At 64.0% G+C, this 15994-nt stretch carries 18 protein-coding genes; 4 read left to right on the top strand and 14 right to left on the bottom strand.

The window, feature by feature from the left end:
* Positions 1 to 97 precede the first annotated feature (97 nt).
* From ACEN9T_RS05580 to ACEN9T_RS05555, 6 genes are all read right to left on the bottom strand, one after another.
* Positions 98 to 1720 (bottom strand): PepSY-associated TM helix domain-containing protein, encoded by a 1623-nt coding sequence (locus ACEN9T_RS05580; protein WP_413705752.1) that lies wholly within the window; start codon positions 1718 to 1720, stop codon positions 98 to 100.
* A gap of 7 nt (positions 1721 to 1727) precedes the next feature.
* Complete coding sequence (locus ACEN9T_RS05575) at positions 1728 to 1994, bottom strand: hypothetical protein (RefSeq protein ID WP_092970868.1); 267 nt, start codon at positions 1992 to 1994, stop codon at positions 1728 to 1730.
* Positions 1991 to 2275, bottom strand: coding sequence for a hypothetical protein (locus ACEN9T_RS05570; protein ID WP_413705751.1), 285 nt, complete (start codon positions 2273 to 2275; stop codon positions 1991 to 1993). Before ACEN9T_RS05570 ends, ACEN9T_RS05575 begins: the two co-directional genes overlap by 4 nt.
* 168 nt (positions 2276 to 2443) lie before the next feature.
* On the bottom strand, positions 2444 to 2800 hold the full coding sequence (locus ACEN9T_RS05565; RefSeq protein ID WP_413705750.1) for a hypothetical protein: 357 nt from the start codon (positions 2798 to 2800) through the stop codon (positions 2444 to 2446).
* 211 nt (positions 2801 to 3011) lie between these two features.
* Positions 3012 to 3599, bottom strand: a complete 588-nt coding sequence (locus ACEN9T_RS05560) for a 2-hydroxychromene-2-carboxylate isomerase (RefSeq protein ID WP_092970871.1) — start codon at positions 3597 to 3599, stop codon at positions 3012 to 3014.
* 49 nt (positions 3600 to 3648) lie between these two features.
* Positions 3649 to 4383, bottom strand: a complete 735-nt coding sequence (locus ACEN9T_RS05555; RefSeq protein ID WP_413705749.1) for an SDR family oxidoreductase — start codon at positions 4381 to 4383, stop codon at positions 3649 to 3651.
* A gap of 91 nt (positions 4384 to 4474) precedes the next feature.
* Between ACEN9T_RS05555 and ACEN9T_RS05550 the strand changes: the two genes are divergently transcribed.
* Positions 4475 to 5050, top strand: coding sequence for a TetR/AcrR family transcriptional regulator (locus ACEN9T_RS05550; protein WP_413705748.1), 576 nt, complete (start codon positions 4475 to 4477; stop codon positions 5048 to 5050).
* 13 nt (positions 5051 to 5063) lie between these two features.
* Here ACEN9T_RS05550 and ACEN9T_RS05545 read toward each other — a convergent pair whose 3' ends face one another.
* The 3 genes from ACEN9T_RS05545 to ACEN9T_RS05535 all read right to left on the bottom strand — a co-directional run bounded on the left by ACEN9T_RS05545 (position 5064) and on the right by ACEN9T_RS05535 (position 7110).
* Complete coding sequence (locus tag ACEN9T_RS05545; RefSeq protein ID WP_413705747.1) at positions 5064 to 5519, bottom strand: hypothetical protein; 456 nt, start codon at positions 5517 to 5519, stop codon at positions 5064 to 5066.
* 38 nt (positions 5520 to 5557) lie between these two features.
* Entirely contained in the window at positions 5558 to 6091 is a 534-nt protein-coding gene (locus ACEN9T_RS05540) for a hypothetical protein (protein ID WP_413705746.1), read from the bottom strand.
* Between the two features lie 119 nt (positions 6092 to 6210).
* Positions 6211 to 7110 (bottom strand): LysR family transcriptional regulator, encoded by a 900-nt coding sequence (locus ACEN9T_RS05535; RefSeq protein WP_413705745.1) that lies wholly within the window; start codon positions 7108 to 7110, stop codon positions 6211 to 6213.
* Positions 7111 to 7255: 145 nt separating this feature from the next.
* Between ACEN9T_RS05535 and ACEN9T_RS05530 the strand changes: the two genes are divergently transcribed.
* Positions 7256 to 8053 (top strand): SDR family NAD(P)-dependent oxidoreductase, encoded by a 798-nt coding sequence (locus ACEN9T_RS05530; RefSeq protein WP_413705744.1) that lies wholly within the window; start codon positions 7256 to 7258, stop codon positions 8051 to 8053.
* 10 nt (positions 8054 to 8063) lie between these two features.
* Here the strand turns inward: ACEN9T_RS05530 and ACEN9T_RS05525 are convergent, their stop codons facing one another.
* On the bottom strand, positions 8064 to 8879 hold the full coding sequence (locus ACEN9T_RS05525) for an AraC family transcriptional regulator (RefSeq protein WP_413705743.1): 816 nt from the start codon (positions 8877 to 8879) through the stop codon (positions 8064 to 8066).
* Positions 8880 to 8977: 98 nt separating this feature from the next.
* Between ACEN9T_RS05525 and ACEN9T_RS05520 the strand changes: the two genes are divergently transcribed.
* Both ACEN9T_RS05520 and ACEN9T_RS05515 read left to right on the top strand, forming a co-directional pair.
* Positions 8978 to 9871: a DMT family transporter gene (locus ACEN9T_RS05520; RefSeq protein ID WP_092971328.1), complete on the top strand. Its 894-nt coding sequence runs from the start codon at positions 8978 to 8980 to the stop codon at positions 9869 to 9871.
* Between the two features lie 112 nt (positions 9872 to 9983).
* Positions 9984 to 11027, top strand: a complete 1044-nt coding sequence (locus ACEN9T_RS05515) for a LacI family DNA-binding transcriptional regulator (protein WP_092970879.1) — start codon at positions 9984 to 9986, stop codon at positions 11025 to 11027.
* 27 nt (positions 11028 to 11054) lie between these two features.
* On the opposite strand, the gene ACEN9T_RS05510 is transcribed toward ACEN9T_RS05515, so the two are convergent.
* From ACEN9T_RS05510 to xylF, 4 genes are all read right to left on the bottom strand, one after another.
* Positions 11055 to 11981: an NAD-dependent epimerase/dehydratase family protein gene (locus tag ACEN9T_RS05510; RefSeq protein WP_413705742.1), complete on the bottom strand. Its 927-nt coding sequence runs from the start codon at positions 11979 to 11981 to the stop codon at positions 11055 to 11057.
* A gap of 154 nt (positions 11982 to 12135) precedes the next feature.
* The gene (locus tag ACEN9T_RS05505; protein ID WP_413705741.1) at positions 12136 to 13338 is read right to left on the bottom strand and encodes a sugar ABC transporter permease; all 1203 of its coding nucleotides are present in this window, start codon (positions 13336 to 13338) and stop codon (positions 12136 to 12138) included.
* A gap of 6 nt (positions 13339 to 13344) precedes the next feature.
* Entirely contained in the window at positions 13345 to 14892 is a 1548-nt protein-coding gene (locus tag ACEN9T_RS05500; protein WP_413705740.1) for a xylose ABC transporter ATP-binding protein, read from the bottom strand.
* Between the two features lie 70 nt (positions 14893 to 14962).
* Complete coding sequence (xylF, locus tag ACEN9T_RS05495; RefSeq protein ID WP_024977997.1) at positions 14963 to 15973, bottom strand: D-xylose ABC transporter substrate-binding protein; 1011 nt, start codon at positions 15971 to 15973, stop codon at positions 14963 to 14965.
* Positions 15974 to 15994: the final 21 nt, after the last annotated feature.

Below are 15994 nucleotides of genomic sequence, written 5' to 3'. Positions count from 1 at the left end.
TGTTGTGTGCAGGCGTGCGCAGTCGCGTGCGTGCCGGCGAGCGGCATGCGCGAGTCCTGTGCGGGTGGTTGTGGTTTCTTGGTGGCGGCGTGTAGAGCTATGGCTCTCTGGCGACGCTCGGATGCAGGTCGTTGCCCACGCGCGATTCACGCGCCGGCATCGCCCAGACAGAATCGGGCGCACCGTGGCGCGCCCGGCGCAGCGTCGCGCGCGCAAGGCCGACAAAGCCGCACGCGAGCGCTAGTGCGCCCAGGTCAAAACCGGCCACCATCCAGTCGCCGCGCGCCATCGTGCGCAGCAGGTGGTCGCCGGTCACGACGGCGTTGGTGATGGGCGCAAGCACAGCCGCGATGGCGGCAGCGCTCAGCAGTTCGACGGCGCCGCGTGCTGGCGGCCGCAGCATCGCCCAGGCAATCGCCGCGAAGAACACGGTGTAGTACGTCACGCCCACCGAACGCTCGGGCCACAGCAGCGCCGCCGGGAATGTCGCCATGACGCCGACGCAGCATCCGATGCACACGCCAACCGTGGCGCGCGCCAGCAGCTGATGCACGCGTGGCTGATCGGCCTTGCGTTGCTTGCGGCGCGATTCGATCCACAGCAGGTTGCCCGAGTAAAAGACGAACGCCCCCGCCAGCCCCATCACGAGATACGCGAGACGCAGGACGATGTCGCCGTAAGTGCCGAAGTGCAGGCCGTAGACAAGGCTGTAGACGGCGTGATTGGTGTCGCGCGCATCGGGCGTCTGGTTGCCGACGAGCTTGCCGCTGTCGGGCTGGTTGGCAGCCGCGCGAATCGCCAACGACCCGTAGTCGCCGACCGCTCGTGTGCTGCTGCCGCGCAGTTCCGCCACGGCATTTGCATCGCCAATGTGCTGGTAGTGGATCGACTTGACGGTGAAGTTCGGATCGGCCAATTCGCGTGCACGGGCGAGCAGTTGCTCAGCCGGCAACATCGGCGCCGCATGATTGGCCGCAACCACAGTGCCGGCCGCCGTCGTCACACGCGGCACCGCATCGAACAGCTTGCCGTTGAGCGCTACGGTGTTGAACACGGTCATCAGTACGATGCTCAGACACAGCACCGGCGCGGTGATCGCAAAGATCAGGTGGAAGGGCAGGCTGAACAGTCCGAGCACGTTGTGCATGTCCATCCAGAAGCGCTTGAGGTTGCGTCCCGGACGCACGGCCAGCAGATCCTTCTTCAGGCGGGGCAGGTGCAGTAGCACGCCCGATATGAGCGCCACGCCATAGAGCACCGAAATCGCGCCCATGAAGTACATACCCGGTTCTTCTAGACCCAGCGAGTAGTGCAGCCGATTCAGGAAATTGGCCAGCTCGCCCTTCGACGGCTCGATCGACAGGTCTTTCGGTGAGGTCTTGCCGGCAGCGAGCCCACTGCCGGTCGTCATTTGCCAATCGCCCTTGCTGTTCTGCCAATACGCGGAGAAATCCGGCTCGCCCTCGTTGGGGAATATGACGTACGCGCTCGCGGCAGCGGCCGGGTGCGTGCGCACCAGCGCGTTCACGAAGTGATCGATATCGGCCGGCTTGGTGGCAATGGCGGAATGGTCAGCGCGCAGCGGGTTCTGCCACGCATGCAGTTCTTCATGGAACACAGTGAGCGCGCCCGCAAAGAACGCGATGAACAGCGCCCAGCCCGCTATCAGGCCCATCCAGGTATGCAGCGTCTGATACAGACGTAAGGTCGTCGATTTCATGGCGAGGTCAGGCCACCAACAGGCGCGGCAGCCACAGCGCGCCGTATGACACGGCATTGGCGGCCGCCAGCACGGTCCACGCGCGGGCACTGGTCGGAAACAACACGCTTACGCTGATGATCACGGCCCACAGCGGCAGGCACACGAGCAGGGCGCCGATGACGCCGCTTTCCCAGCCGCCCGGCAGCCACAGGATCGCCAGCGTGCACAGCGCGACCGACAGCGGCAGCCCGAGCACGGTACCGGCCAGCCACTTGGTGCCCATGCCGGTCATGACCGTGCCCCAATGCCTGCACGCCGTTGATGTGTCCACGCACCCAACATGGGCCATAGCGACAAGGCCCCCGTCACCACCAGCACCACCGCGATGGTTGCCCCCGGCCAGCCGAGCGCGTCGTTCCACAGCGCGACGGCAATGACCGACAACGCAACGGCGGCGCTACACAGCGCGCGCCCACGCAGGCGCGAAGCGGGCGCGAGCAGCACTTGATTGGGCGCGGCCGCATACAGGCAGCCCGCCGCCAGCAGCCCGAGCAGGAGGGCAATACCGTGCATGGCAGTGTTCAGTTTTGTTGAGAATACAAATGATAATGATTCGTATTAAATTACACAAGCCAAGAGGATTCGCGGATTGGGATGGGGGAATTGACGTGCTACCGCGAGTGCGGACGTTGGCCATGCCGCGCCCGCGCCCTGGGTGGCGGGCGCGGCAGGTGTGACGGGTTACTGCTGCAGAACCTTGTATTCGATCTTCTTGAGCACGCCGTCCGCATCGTCGAAGTAGAACGACGCGATCTTCTTCGAACCAATCGGAATCCCGACAAACACCACGCCGATTGCCGCATTGCGCGCGTAGCGATAGTTCCAGATGTCGAGACCGCCGGCCGTAGCCTTGTCGCTTGGTGCACCCAGTTCGAGCGCTACGTCCTCGCGCTTGGCGACGCCCGGCACGAATTGCTTTTGCAGCGATTCCTGCGTGGCGTCGGCAATCTTGTCAACGCCCGTTCCACTGCCGACGCTGACCGCGCAGCCCGACAGGGCAAAAGAGAGCGCAATACCGGATGCGAAAATGCGAAACATGAAAGTCCTTTTTGTTGATTGGAGTTTGGAAAGCCGCTTCGATGCCACAGCGCACATGGCTGCTGCGCTGCCCCCGCACCGAATGCGCGCCCGCATCGTAGAGAGGACGCGCAGAAAGCGCATCCCCCAGAACGGCTCGTTCTCCAACAATCTGAGGTGAAACTTTCTAATGTCTCGTCTGATTGACGCTTAAGTCAGCGTCCGCGGGCGTCTACGCGAGTGCCGCTTCCACAAAGTGCAGACGATCCTGCCCCCAGAACATCTCGTCGCCGACAAAGAACGTGGGCGCACCGAACACGCCGCGCGCCACAGCTTCCTCGGTCGTTTTGCGCAGCGTCTGCTTGATGCGGTCGTCCTGCACAAGCTCCAGCATCAGCGCGGGTGAGATGCCGGCCGCTTCCAGCACCGCAGCGAGTTCCTGCAGATCACCGAGATTGCGGGGGTGCTCGAACATCGCGCTGAAGATGGCGGTGAGGTAGCGGTGGAATTCCGCATCGCTGCGCAACTGCATGCCCACCGCACCGCGCATCAATTGCAGCGTGTTGATCGGAAAATGCGGGTTCTGCTGGATCGGCACGCCAAAGTGTTTTGCCCAGCGTTCCAGATCCACATTGGAGTAGCGGCCCTTGGCGGGAATCGTCGCCGGGCTGCTGTTGCCAGTGGCTTGGAACACGCCGCCCAGCAGCATCGGCCGCCAGACAATGTCCGCGCCCTTGGCTTGCGCGATCTTCGGCAACTGGTGATACGCGAGGTAGCTGTAAGGGCTGCCCACATCGAAGAAGAATTCGACCTGCTTCATGCGTGTGTCTCCTGGTGTCGTGATGTTGCGATGGGCTTGGAACAGGCTTCTACCAGCGCTCGATCCAGGGCCGCAGGTCGAGTTCATGGGTCCACGCATCGCGGGGCTGCGTGTGCAGATACCAGTAGTTCTCGGCGATGTGCTCGGGGTTGAGGATGCCGTCCTGGTCTTTCAGCGCGTAGCGCTCGGGAAAGTTCTCGCGGATGAACGCCGTGTCGATCGCGCCGTCGACCACCACATGCGCCACATGTATCCCCTTGGGGCCCAGCTCGCGCGCCATGCTCTGGGCCAGCGCGCGCAACGCATGCTTGGCGCCCGCAAACGCCGCAAAGTTGGCCGCGCCGCGCATGCCGGCCGTCGCACCCGTGAAAAGGATCGTGCCGCGCCCGCGCGTGACCATGCGCCTGGCCACTTCGCGCCCCGCCAGAAAGCCCGAAAAACACGCCATCTCCCAGATCTTGAAGTACTTGCGGGCGGTCTCCTCCAGGATGCTGCTCGGTACGTTGGCGCCAATGTTGAAGACCATCACTTCGATGGCCCCGACGTCGCGTTCGATGTCGTCGATGAGCTTGATGACGTCGTCTTCCTTGCGCGCGTCGGATGCGAAGCCCTGCGCCTGCCCGCCTTCCGCGCGGATCGCCTCGACCAGCGGCTGCAGCTTGTCGGCCGAGCGACGCGTGACGCAGGCGATGTAGCCCTCGCGCGCAAAGCGTCTGGCGATGGCGCCGCCCGTGGCATCGCCCGCGCCGATGACGAGGGCCGCCTTGTTCTTGCTTGTCTCCATGTCCACCTCGTTTATAGAATAACGATCGTTACCGAAAACAAAATTATGCTACTGGTTGCATAGTGTCAAGCGGGGAAAAGCAGGGGAAAACATGCGATACCAGCCCGGTCACAAGGAAGAAAAGCGCAAGGAGCTGCTGAAGGCCACGGGCCGCAAGGTCAAGGTGAACGGCTTTGCCGCGACCGGCGTGGACGCGCTTGCGCAGGCGGCCGGCATGACCAGCGGCGCGTTCTACAGCCACTTCGGCTCCAAATCGGATTGGCTCAAGGCGTTGATCGAGGCCGAACTTGCCGCCAGTCGCGAAATGTGGGCCGGCAATCCGCACGATACGGCCGAAGATTGGCTGCGCTTCGAGCTGGATCGCTACCTGTGCCTTGCCCACGTGAAGCATCCCGAGGCGGGTTGCGCCGTGCCCGGCCTTGCAGCCGAGATCGCGCGCGCAGATGCCTCAGTGCGCAAGCTGTATCAGGAAGAGATGTGCAAAGGGCACGCGATCCTGGCGCGGCGCCTGGGCGACGACGATGCCGCGTGGGCGATGATTGCGCAGCTCGTGGGTGCCATCCATATCGCGCGTGCCATGCCGGAGGAGGCCATGCAGCGCACGATTGTCGAGGCGAGCAAGCGGTTTCTGCAGGACGCTGTGACGCGCCTTGCCGCCAGGTCCTGACGTACGAGGCGCGCTATTGCAGGTTGCCCCAGCGCGGCACGGCGGGTTCCGCGTTCGCCCATTGCCACGTGGTGCCGTTCTGGCACGCATAGATCGTGTAACCGGCGCCGGACGCATTTTTGGGAGCCAGGGCTTCCTGAACGGTCAGGACGGCCTCGCGGCACGTGGCCAGCGGTGTCGTGAACGTGCGCACCAGCACGACCTGCCCGTGCGCCTTGGTCAAGCCCATCATGCGTTCGAGCGACCAGTTGAGCGAAGGTGTGCTGTCGCTCAATCGCCCGACTGCCATCGCCAGCGCATCCTGCTCGCTGGCGGCCCATTTGCGCGTTGCGTATTTGATGGAGGCATCGGTCGCAGCGTTGACCGACACGGCCACGCCATAGGCCACCGCCGGGTTGCCCGTGACAGTGCCCGTGGCCACGCCCGCTGCCGCGCCGGTCAACGGCCCCACCGACGAGCAGCCGGCCATCAGGCCCGCACATCCTGCTACAAGCCAGCGCGCGCGGCTCATTGCAGCGAACCCCATCGCGCCGTGGCCGGTTCCGCGGTCGCCCACTTCCATTGCTTGCCGTCGTGGCAGATGGAGGCGACGAAGAAGTCGACCTTTGCGGCGCCATCTTCCATTCCGTCGACGGTAAAGAGGATTTCCTTGCAGTTGACGAGCGGCCCGTTGATCGAACGCGTGACCACCACGCGGCCGTGTTCGTCGGGCTCCAAGGGGATGCGGTGCTTCACCTGCCAGTTGCCGACGGTGTTGTCGGTCAGCGCGCCGGCAATCTGCGCGATGTGGTCTTGGGTTTCTGTGTGGACGACGCGCTGGCTGTGTTGCAACGCGGCCCGTGCGCCGGCTTGCACGCCCAGGCCGATGCCCGTGGCCACCGCCGCGTTGTCGGTCACCTTGGCAGCGAGAGCTGCCCCGCCGATACCCGCTGCGGCGGTCGTGCCTTCCGACATCAGTGAACTGCAACCGCTGAGTGCCAACGTGCTCAGGGCGAGCGCGCTGCCCAGCATCCGGGCAGATGCGAACCGAGGTGTGCGCATGTGTGGACTTCCAAATCTGCAACAGAGCGAATTCTAAAGGACACTGCGGCCCGCAAACGGCGTTGCGGCGCGGTTTCTCACAATTGTTTTTAGTCGCTGTGGCGCGGTATTGCCTCTGTTCAGCTGGGGCAAAGCGTTTTCAACTGCGTGGCCAACGCATCAAAGACCACCCGCACCCGCGTTGGCACCGGCCCTCGCTGGGGGCGATAGACGTGGAGCGTCCAAGGTGGGGGTTCGAACCGCCGCAGCACGCGTACCAGTTCGCCGCGCTCCACGTGCGAGCGAGCCAGGTACTCCGTGGTCTGCGTGAAGCCGAGGCCCGCACAGGCCGCTTGTATCTCAGTTTCCGGGTCATCAGTCACGAAGACGGTGCGGTGAGGCTGGAGCTGGGTGTCGTCGCGAAAAGCCCACGGCCAGGCGCGGCCGTCGCTGCGGTTAATGAGCGTGGTGACGGGCAATTCCAGCAGTGCATCGAGCGTCTTGGGTTCGCCTACGCGGGCAAGCAGCGCGGGCGCGGCCACCACCCACAGCGCTACGCTACCGGCCGAGCGCGCCACGAAGCGGTTGTCCCCGATGAAGCCAATGCGTACCCCCACGTCGATCTGCTCATCCACCACGGCGGAAGGCACGTCCGACAGGCGAAGGTCTGCGACAAGACCCGGGTGTTGCTGCATCAGCGCCGTCAGCACGGGCATGACATAGGTGCGCCCCATGTGCGCAGTCGCTGTGACACGTACGATGCCGCTCGCCTCCGTCGCCTTGGCGGAGGAACGCTCGAACAGGCCATCGACGGTCTGTAATGCGGCCTGGGCTTGCGCGGCAAGGTCTTGCCCGTAGCGGGTGATCTGCACACTGCGGGTGTTCCGATGAAAGAGCGTTTCGCCCAGCGTGTCTTCCAGCTCGCGCACCGCTCGCGTGACGGCCTGCGGAGACACGCCGAGCCGTGCAGCCGCCTCGCGGAATGTCGGTGTGCCGGCGGCCGTGGCAAAGATGCGCAGCAGTTCGAGACGGTCTTGCATGGCGTTGTTGAATTCCAGAAATGGGAATTTTGTTTGCCGAATTATTCCATTTATTTGCCGGGTTGGCCTATCCATACTTGGCTCCAAGTCTGGCAGCACGGAAGAACCGAGCGCCAGCTCACCCACTCACGGCAAGGAGCCGGCAATGAACGCAGCAACGCAAATCAACACGCAATCCGCGCAATCCGCACAACTCAAAGAGAAGGTTGCGCTCGTGACGGGCGCCAGCTCGGGCATCGGGCGCGCATCGGCAATTGAACTGGCCCGGCGCGGCGCCAAGGTGGTCGTGGCGGCACGGCGCAAGCCGGAACTCGACGCGCTCGTCGAGGCTATCCGCACGCAAGGCGGCGAGGCGGCCGCCGTTGAAGCCGATGTCACACGCGAAGACGACATCCGCAAGATGGTGGACTTCACCGTCGCCACGTATGGGCGCTTGGACATCGCCTTCAACAACGCAGGCACCGAAGGCGTATTCGCACCGCTCACCGAACAGACCGACGCCACCTACGACAAGGTGTTCGACCCCAACGTGCGCGGCGTCTTCCATTCGATGAAGTACGAGGCCGAGGTGATGCTGCGCCAAGGCTCGGGCAGCATCATCAACAATGCGTCGATGGGCGGTGTGATTGGCTTCGAGAACGCGGGCCTGTACATCGGCACCAAGCACGCGGTGATCGGCATGACGAAGACGGCATCGATCGAATGGTTTCGCCGAGGCGTGCGTGTCAACGCGCTGGCGCCGGGGCTGATCGAGACGCCGTTCCACCATCGCGGCATTTGGCCGTCTGCAGAAGCGATGTATGACTTTGCGGCGGGCACCCCGGCGGGCCGTGTCGGCAGCGCGCAGGAGATGGCGACCATCGTGGCCTTCCTCGCGTCGGACGATGCGAGTTTTGTCTCGGGCCACGCCTTGGTAGCCGACGGCGGCTATTCGGTCGCTTGATGCCAATGGTCTAGGCGGTGGGGCGTTCAGTCTCGCCGCACATCTGCCGGCGATAGCGCTCGGGCGAAAACCCGACCTGCTTGCGGAACATCGCAATAAATGCCGAAGGCGTTCCATACCCGAGCGCGAGCGCAATGTCCTGCACCGGGCGGTCTTCCTTGAGCCACACCAGCGCGCGCAGCAGGCGCACGCGGTTGCGCCATTGCAAGAAGCTCATGCCGAGTTCGGTCTGGAAGCGGCGCGCAAGTGTGCGTTCGGTGCTGTGCACGCGTTCGGCCCATTGCTGCAGCGTGGTGGTGTCGGCGGGGTCCAGGCGGATGGCTTGCAGGATGGGCTCAAGCTGGCGATCGGTGCTGTCTGGCAGGTAGCTGTCAGCGTGACCGGCGCGCACCAGCATTTCCACCAGCAATTCGAACTGACGCAAGTCCCACGCATCGGTCATGGCGGTGACGCGGCGCGTGGCGAAGTCTTCGAACAGTGCGCGCACCAGTGGCGTCTGCGGAATCAGGCAGGCCATGGGTGGCAGCCTCTGCGCAAGCGGTTCGGCCATGTACACAGAGAGGAAGTCCGTCGCCTGCCGGATCGATGCCGAATGTGGCTGATTGGCCGGCACCCAGATCACGTATTCGGCGGGCGCGGTCAGCCGGCGGCCATCGACCACCACTTCCATCAACCCCAGGCTGATGCGGTTGATCTGGCCCCACGGGTGCGTGTGCGGCTCGATATCGGTTTCGGGCTCGAAATGGTCGTAGCGAAAGTAGAACGGGGCGCCTTGCGGCACGCGTAGGTCGGCTTCGCGGTAGGCGGTGTACAGGGTGTCGGCCACGGTTGTCGCTTTCGAGGGGTGAAATTGTCTGGTTTGAAGTATATGTTTTGAACCGGACATTACTAAACTGCCTTCTTCCATTGTTCGAGGAGGCCGTCGTGCCTGTGCTGTATCCCTTGCTGGCGGTGCTGATCTGGGCTGCCAACACCATCGTGTCGAAGGCCGCGGCCGGCGTGGTGGACCCGGCGGCCATTTCGTTCTACCGGTGGTTGCTAGCGGCCATTGTGCTGACGCCTTTTTGCGTGCGGCCGCTGTGGCGCCAACGTCGGGCTGTGCTGGCGCAGTGGCGGCGCTTTGCGGCGCTCGCGCTGCTGGGCATGGTGATGTACCAATGCCTGGCGTATTACGCGGCGCACAGCACGAGCGCGACCAACATGGGCGTGATCGGGGCGCTGGTCCCGATGCTGGGGCTGATCCTGAACGTGGTGGTATTTCGTCAGCCTGTCGGCGCGCAGGCAGTGACGGGCGTGGTGGTGTCGCTCCTGGGCGTGCTGTATCTGCTGGGGCGCGGAGAACCTGCCAACCTGTTCGATGGCGGCATCAACCATGGCGACGTGCTGGTGCTTGCCGGCGCCACTGCATACGCGCTGTACAACATCCTCTATCGCCGTTGGGCGCTGCCGTTCGGGCAGTGGCTCAACCTGTACGTGCAGGTGCTGGTGGCCGTCGTGATGCTCGTGCCCCTGGCCATGACAGCACACAGCCTGGCCGTGCCGGCCAAGGGCATCGGGCTGGTGGTCTATGCGGGCATCGCCTCGTCGATCGCCGCGTCGTATTTGTGGATGCAGGGGCTCAAGCGCATCGGCAGCGAGCGTACGGCGGTGTTGATGAACCTGATGCCGGTCTTCACGGCGGGTATGGCTGCGGTGATGCTGGGCGAGACGGTGCACGGCTATCACTGGATCGGCGGCGGCCTCGTTCTGCTGGGCGTGAGCCTGGCGCAAGGCATCGTTCGGCTGCCGATTGGTCGTTCGGGGTTGAGCGCCCGTTAGTTTTTTTGGCCGCGCGGCTTGGGGGATGGCGGTAAAATCAAACACATTGGCGGGCGCGTGATAGCGCCCGTTCCGTGTTCCAGAACCACTCTCGCCAGACCATCGTCAGACCATGAAGCGCAACGCAGGAGCTGTCACCGTCGATGATGTTGCCGCGCATGCGGGCGTGTCCATCAAGACCGTCTCGCGCGTGCTGAACCACGAGCCCAACATCAGCGAGAAGACGCGCGCGAAGGTGGTCGAGGCGATGCAGACGCTCGACTATCGGCCCAACCCGGCTGCCCGTCGACTGGCCAGCAAGCGCGCCGACATCATCGCGCTGGTCTACGACAACCCCTCCGACAACTACATCGTCAACATTCAGCACGGCGCGCTCGAAGCCTGCCAGGCGCTCGATTACAGCCTGCTGCTGACCCCTTGCAACTACCGCGATCCGAACCTCGCCGAGCAGATCATCCAGAGTGCGCGCCAGCGTGCACTGGCCGGCATCATCCTGACGCCGCCGGTGTCGGATGTGCCGTCGCTCATCACAGCGCTGGATGAAGCTGGCATCGACTACGTGCGCCTTGCCCCCGCCGATCGCGAGCACAAAGGGCTGTCCGTCAATACCGAAGACCGCGCTGCCGCGCGTGACATGACACTGCACCTGATCGGGCTCGGGCATCGCCGCATCGGCTTCGTGGTGTGCGATCCCGCCCACGGCGCGGCGTATCAGCGCGTATTCGGCTATCGCGACGCGATGGCGCAGGCCGGTATCGAAGTCGACGAACGACTGGTCGAGCAGGGCGAGCATTCATTCGAGTCGGGCGTTGCCTGCGCTGAACGGTTGTTGTCCTGCGAGCCCCGTCCGACCGCCATCTTCGCAGGCAACGACGACATGGCTGCCGGCGTGCTGCGCGTGGCGCAGGCGCGCGGCATCAAGGTGCCGGAAGAGCTCTCCATTTGCGGCTACGACGACACGCCGCTCTCACGCCAGCTCTGGCCGGCGCTCACCACCGTGCGTCAGCCGATCCAGGCGATGGCGCATGCAGCGGTGGAGCAGCTCATTGCGATCCACCGCCCGCATCTACCGGGCCTGAAGCCGCATTCGGTGCACGAAAATTTGCAGTATGAGTTGGTGATTCGGGAATCGACTTGTGCGCCGGCGGCGCGTTGAGCAGTTCGGCCGCCGGTTAGGTGGTGATTAGGCCGGTTGCGTGATCAACGCATACAAATCATCCTGCGGCTCATACCCCAGCAGTTCGCGCCCGGTCTCCAGGCCCCAATCCATTCCGCGATTGTTCGACACGCCATTCACGACGATGGCCGGTGCGGGCCAGCGCGACGGGTCGGCCGTAATGGAGCAGAGGAACAGCCGGCGCAGATCCCCATTCGAGAGCCACATGTTGCGGAACCAGCGCAGCGCGACGCGGCTGGCTTCATCGGGCAGTTCGGTCGGCACGGGTGCGTCAGCGGTGCCGGAATAGTTGATGTCGTTGGGGTCGTTTTCGTCGGGCAATGCCCAGCCGATGCGCAGCGACACGATCGAGAGCTTGCCGCCGTTGGCTTCGGAGACGGCGCCCACTGCTTTGCAGAGCCTTTCGCCCATGGCCTTGGACGTTCCGTAGGCAAGCGAGTAGACGTCTTCTGTGCCGTTATTCCAGCGCGTTCCTGGGGCGGGGGGTAGTTCGGCGGTGAGTTTGCCGGGGCCGATGGTGCCGGCCAGGGGTTGATCCTTGTATGCGCCCATCGCGTGGTTGGACGAGGCAAACACGAAGCGGCGCACACCGTGCGTGGCCGCAGCCTGCAGCACGTTGAGCGTCATGCCGTAGGAGGCCAGCGCTTGCTCCCAGGTTGCGTCTGGCGTGGAGTGGATGGCGGCCAAGTGAATGACCGCATCGACGTCGCTCAGCAGATTCGTCCATGCGCCATCGGCTTGCGTGAGGTCGGCCTTGACCCATTGAAAACGTTGGGCCGCTTGCGGCGAAAACTCGAGGTTCTGTGCAACCCAATCGACGCCGATGATGGAGGTGCACCACGGGGCGGAGGCCAGCGCCTCGACGACCTTGCGGCCCAGGTTGCCAGCTACGCCGGTCACAAGAACGCGAGCAGGGGTTTGGTAGTCAGCCACGATGTGGAAGTCCGTTCGGGATGAAGGAAAGAAAGGCGCGACCGGCGGCTGGCGCTGCAACATCATCGCGCGCCGCCGTGTCGTTCCAGATCAGGAAGGGGGCCGGATGGGCCCAGAAGTTGTGTGGCGTTTGCCGACGGGTCAGCCGCCGAGGTCAGCCGCGATTGGAGCCCGACAGCACGTCGATCAGCACCGCGACCACCAGCACCACGCCCTTGACGATCATCTGCCACGAGGCGTCGACGTTCATTTGCTGCATGCCGTTGTCGAGGCTGGCCATGACAAGTGCGCCGATCAGCGCGCCGTACACCGTGCCCGATCCGCCGCGCATCGACGTGCCGCCGATGAAGCAGGCGGAGATGGCATCCAGTTCGCCGCCCACCCCGGCGGAGGGCGAACCTGCCGCCGAACGTGCGGTGGTGATGATGCCCGCGAAGGCGCACATTAGGCCCATCAGCACGAACACCAGCAGCTTGACGCGACCGACGTTCACGCCGGATAGGCGCGTGGCTTCCATGTTGCCGCCCACTGCGTAGACGTGACGGCCGAATACCGTTTGTGTCGCGACGTACGAGAAGATGGCCAGCAGCACGAGCAGGATCAGCACCGGCAGCGGCACACCGCTGGCGTCGTTGAGCACCGAGACGAAGCCAAACGAGGCGGCAGCGATGGCCAGCAGCTTCAGCCCATCAGCCCAAATCGGCGTGAGCGAGAGCGACAGGCGGGCACGCTCGCGACGTCGGCGCACGGTCAGCACAACCGAGCCGATAACGATGACAGCAGCCAGCGACCACGACAGCCATGCCGGCACGAAGCTTTGCGCGAGGTTGCCGAGGTCATCGGGCACCGGGGCAATCGTCACGCTGTCCGTGCTCCACTGCAGCAAGCCGCGGAAGGCCAGCATGCCGCCCAGGCCAACGATGAACGAGGGCACACGCAGCTTGGTCGTGATGAAGCCGTTGACCACACCGATGGCCGCGCCCGCCACGAGCACCGTGCCCACGGCCAGCCAGGTGTTCCACCCGAGGTTGACGGTGAGGATGGCAACCAGCCCGCCCAGCAGGCCAAGCAGCGAGCCGACCGAAAGATCGATCTCACCCGCGATGATGACGAACACCATGCCGCAGGCCAGCATGCCAGTCACCGACATCTGCAGGAACAGGTTGGAGATGCTGTTGGGCTTGAGGAACGTGCCGTTGGTCTGGAAGTAGAAGAAGATCCAGATGAGTGCGACGGCGAGCAGCAGCGCCAGCACCTTGTAGCGCACGAACAGTTGCTGGATGGCGCGACCATCCAGACGCGGGCCGCCATTGCCGCCGTTTTGGCGGGCGAGTTGGGATTGCAGGATATTGGACATGGCAATTCAAGCCGCTTGGCGGCCGGGTTCAGCGTTGATTGCAGCAGCCAGGATGCGCTCCTGGGTCAGGCCTTGATTGACGAAGTCGCCACGCAACTGGCCTTCGCCGATGACCAGGACACGATCGCTCATGCCAAGGATTTCCGGCATCTCGGAAGAGACCATGATGATCGCCACGCCGCTGGCGGCGAGGTCGGCAATCATCTTGTAGATGTCGTATTTAGAGCCAACGTCGACACCGCGCGTCGGCTCATCGAGGATGAGCACCTTCGGCATCGCCAGCACCATCTTCGTGACCACGGCCTTCTGCTGGTTGCCGCCGGATAGGCTGGCAATCGCCAGTGCGGGGCTTGCGGTCTTGATGCGCAGGCGTTTGATTTCGCGGTCGACGGTGGTGAGTTCGGCGCCCTTGTCGACACGCAAACCGCGCGCGTACTGAGCCAGCGTGGCAAGCGTGATGTTCTCGCCCACGGCCATCAGCGGGACGATGCCGTGGCGCTTGCGGTCTTCGGGCACCAGGCAGATACCGTTGGCAATCGCCTGTGCGGGCGTGCCGACCTTGACCGGCTTGCCGTCCATGATGATCTCGGCGCTGGAGCGGCCAGGGTAAGCGCCGAACAGCGCGGACACCATCTCCGTACGCCCGGCGCCCACCAGGCCGGCAATGCCGAGAATCTCACCGCGGCGCACGGCAAAACTCACGTTGTCGGTGCGCTTGCGGTTGGGGTTGGTGACATCCCAGCAGGTGACGTTGCGCGCTTCCATCACCACTTCGCCTACGGTGTGTTCCACCTTGGGGAAGAGCGATGTCATTTCGCGGCCGACCATCATCGTGATGATGTTGTCGATGGTCATGTCGGCGGCGGGGCGCGTGCCGATGTGCTTGCCGTCGCGGATGACGGTGACGGTATCGCACACGCGCTTGACCTCATCGAGCTTGTGCGAGATGTACACGCACGCCACGCCGCTGCGCTTGATGTCGTCAATGATCGACAGCAGCACCTCGATTTCCTTGGCGGACAGCGATGACGTCGGCTCGTCCAGGATCAGCAGGCGCGCGTTTTTGGCGAGCGCCTTGGCAATCTCGAAAAGCTGCTGGTGGCCGCTGCCGTAGTTCATCACGGGCGCGGCCACGTTCACATCGGTCAGACGCAGTCGGGCGAGCAGTTCTTCCGCTTTGGCGTGCATGGCGTCGTAGTCCATGCGGCCCCCCGGCTTGGTGATCTCGTTGCCGAGGAAGATGTTCTCCGTCACGGAGAGCTGCTGCACCAGCATCAGCTCCTGATGGATGATGACGATGCCGGCGCGCTCGCTGTCACGCACGGAATGCGCGTGCAGCGGCTCACCTTCCCACAGGATCTCGCCTTCGAAGGTGCCGTAGGGGTAGACCCCCGACAGCACCTTCATGAGGGTCGATTTCCCGGCGCCGTTCTCCCCGCACAAACCGACGCACTCGCCCGGCTTCACTGCCAGGCTGACGCCGTCGAGCGCGCGCACACCGGAGAATGACTTCACGATGTTGCGCATCTCGAACAGGGTGCCGTTACTGCTCATGGCGTTCTCCTACTGACTACGACTGACCACTGACCGCCGGTGACCGACGACCGACTGCTGCACCGGTTGCTTACTTGCCGAAAATCTGCTGATGCGTATAGAAGCCGTCCTTGACGACGGTGCTGTCCAGGTTGTCCTTGGTCAGCAGCGTCGGGGTCAGTAGCACGGTGTCGACATCCTTCTTGCCGTTGTTCAGCTTGGTATTGAACTTCGGCGCTGTGCCCTTCACGAAATCGACGGCCATCTCGGCTGCGGTGGAGGCAATTTCCTTGATCGGCTTGTACACCGTCATGGCTTGCGTACCTTCAGCCACGCGGCGCACGGCGGCCAGATCGGCGTCCTGGCCCGACACCGGCACTTTGCCCGCCAGCTTCTGGCGTGCCAGCGCCTGGATGGCGCCGCCGGCCGTGCCGTCGTTGGATGCGACGATGCCCTGGATGTTGTTGTTGTTTGCGGTCAACGCATTCTCAACAATGTTCTGCGCCTTGGAGGGGTCCCACTCCGGCGTCCACTGCTCGCCGACGATCTTGATGTCGCCCTTGTCGACGTACGGCTTGAGGACCTTCATCTGGCCTTCGCGCAGCAGGCGCGCGTTGTTGTCGGTCGCGGCGCCGCCCAGCAGGAAGTAGTTGCCCTTCGGCGCGATCTTCACCACGCCCTGCGCCTGCAGCTCGCCCACCTTCACGTTGTCGAAGGTGACGTAGCCGTCAACGTCGGCGTTCAGGATCAGGCGGTCATACGACACAACCTTGATGCCCTTCTTCTTGGCGCTGGCAATGGCGTTGCCCAGCACCTTGGAGTTGAACGGCACGATCACGAGCACGTCGACGTTCTGGGCGATCAGGTTTTCGATCTGGGCGATCTGCTTGGCTTCGTTGGCGTTGGCCGACTGCACGTTGACGGTCGCGCCCAGCTTCTTGGCCGATTCGACGAAGTAATCGCGGTCATGCGTCCAGCGCTCCACGCGCAGGTCGTCGATCGAGAAGCCGATCACCGGTGCTTCCTTGCTGGCGTGGGCCGAAGTGGCTGCGAAGGTGAGGACCGCGGCGGCGGCAATGGTGTTCAGTACGCGGGAAAGCATGAATGTCTCCTTCTTCATTGA

The organism is Ralstonia sp. Ralssp110, assembly GCF_047325135.1.
Classification (GTDB): domain Bacteria; phylum Pseudomonadota; class Gammaproteobacteria; order Burkholderiales; family Burkholderiaceae; genus Ralstonia; species Ralstonia mojiangensis.
This window is presented reverse-complemented; position numbering and strand designations above follow the sequence as displayed.

Excerpts from the sequence above, each read along its gene's own strand:
- ACEN9T_RS05535 (WP_413705745.1), bottom strand. The coding sequence starts at position 7,110 with ATGCAAGACCGTCTCGAACTGCTGCGCATCTTTGCCACGGCCGCCGGC.
- ACEN9T_RS05540 (WP_413705746.1), bottom strand. The coding sequence starts at position 6,091 with ATGCGCACACCTCGGTTCGCATCTGCCCGGATGCTGGGCAGCGCGCTC.
- ACEN9T_RS05500 (WP_413705740.1), bottom strand. The coding sequence starts at position 14,892 with ATGAGCAGTAACGGCACCCTGTTCGAGATGCGCAACATCGTGAAGTCA.
- ACEN9T_RS05505 (WP_413705741.1), bottom strand. The coding sequence starts at position 13,338 with ATGTCCAATATCCTGCAATCCCAACTCGCCCGCCAAAACGGCGGCAAT.
- ACEN9T_RS05550 (WP_413705748.1), top strand. The coding sequence starts at position 4,475 with ATGCGATACCAGCCCGGTCACAAGGAAGAAAAGCGCAAGGAGCTGCTG.
- ACEN9T_RS05530 (WP_413705744.1), top strand. The coding sequence starts at position 7,256 with ATGAACGCAGCAACGCAAATCAACACGCAATCCGCGCAATCCGCACAA.
- xylF (WP_024977997.1), bottom strand. The coding sequence starts at position 15,973 with ATGCTTTCCCGCGTACTGAACACCATTGCCGCCGCCGCGGTCCTCACC.
- ACEN9T_RS05580 (WP_413705752.1), bottom strand. The coding sequence starts at position 1,720 with ATGAAATCGACGACCTTACGTCTGTATCAGACGCTGCATACCTGGATG.
- ACEN9T_RS05565 (WP_413705750.1), bottom strand. The coding sequence starts at position 2,800 with ATGTTTCGCATTTTCGCATCCGGTATTGCGCTCTCTTTTGCCCTGTCG.
- ACEN9T_RS05570 (WP_413705751.1), bottom strand. The coding sequence starts at position 2,275 with ATGCACGGTATTGCCCTCCTGCTCGGGCTGCTGGCGGCGGGCTGCCTG.
- ACEN9T_RS05515 (WP_092970879.1), top strand. The coding sequence starts at position 9,984 with ATGAAGCGCAACGCAGGAGCTGTCACCGTCGATGATGTTGCCGCGCAT.
- ACEN9T_RS05560 (WP_092970871.1), bottom strand. The coding sequence starts at position 3,599 with ATGAAGCAGGTCGAATTCTTCTTCGATGTGGGCAGCCCTTACAGCTAC.
- ACEN9T_RS05555 (WP_413705749.1), bottom strand. The coding sequence starts at position 4,383 with ATGGAGACAAGCAAGAACAAGGCGGCCCTCGTCATCGGCGCGGGCGAT.
- ACEN9T_RS05575 (WP_092970868.1), bottom strand. The coding sequence starts at position 1,994 with ATGACCGGCATGGGCACCAAGTGGCTGGCCGGTACCGTGCTCGGGCTG.
- ACEN9T_RS05545 (WP_413705747.1), bottom strand. The coding sequence starts at position 5,519 with ATGGCCGGCTGCTCGTCGGTGGGGCCGTTGACCGGCGCGGCAGCGGGC.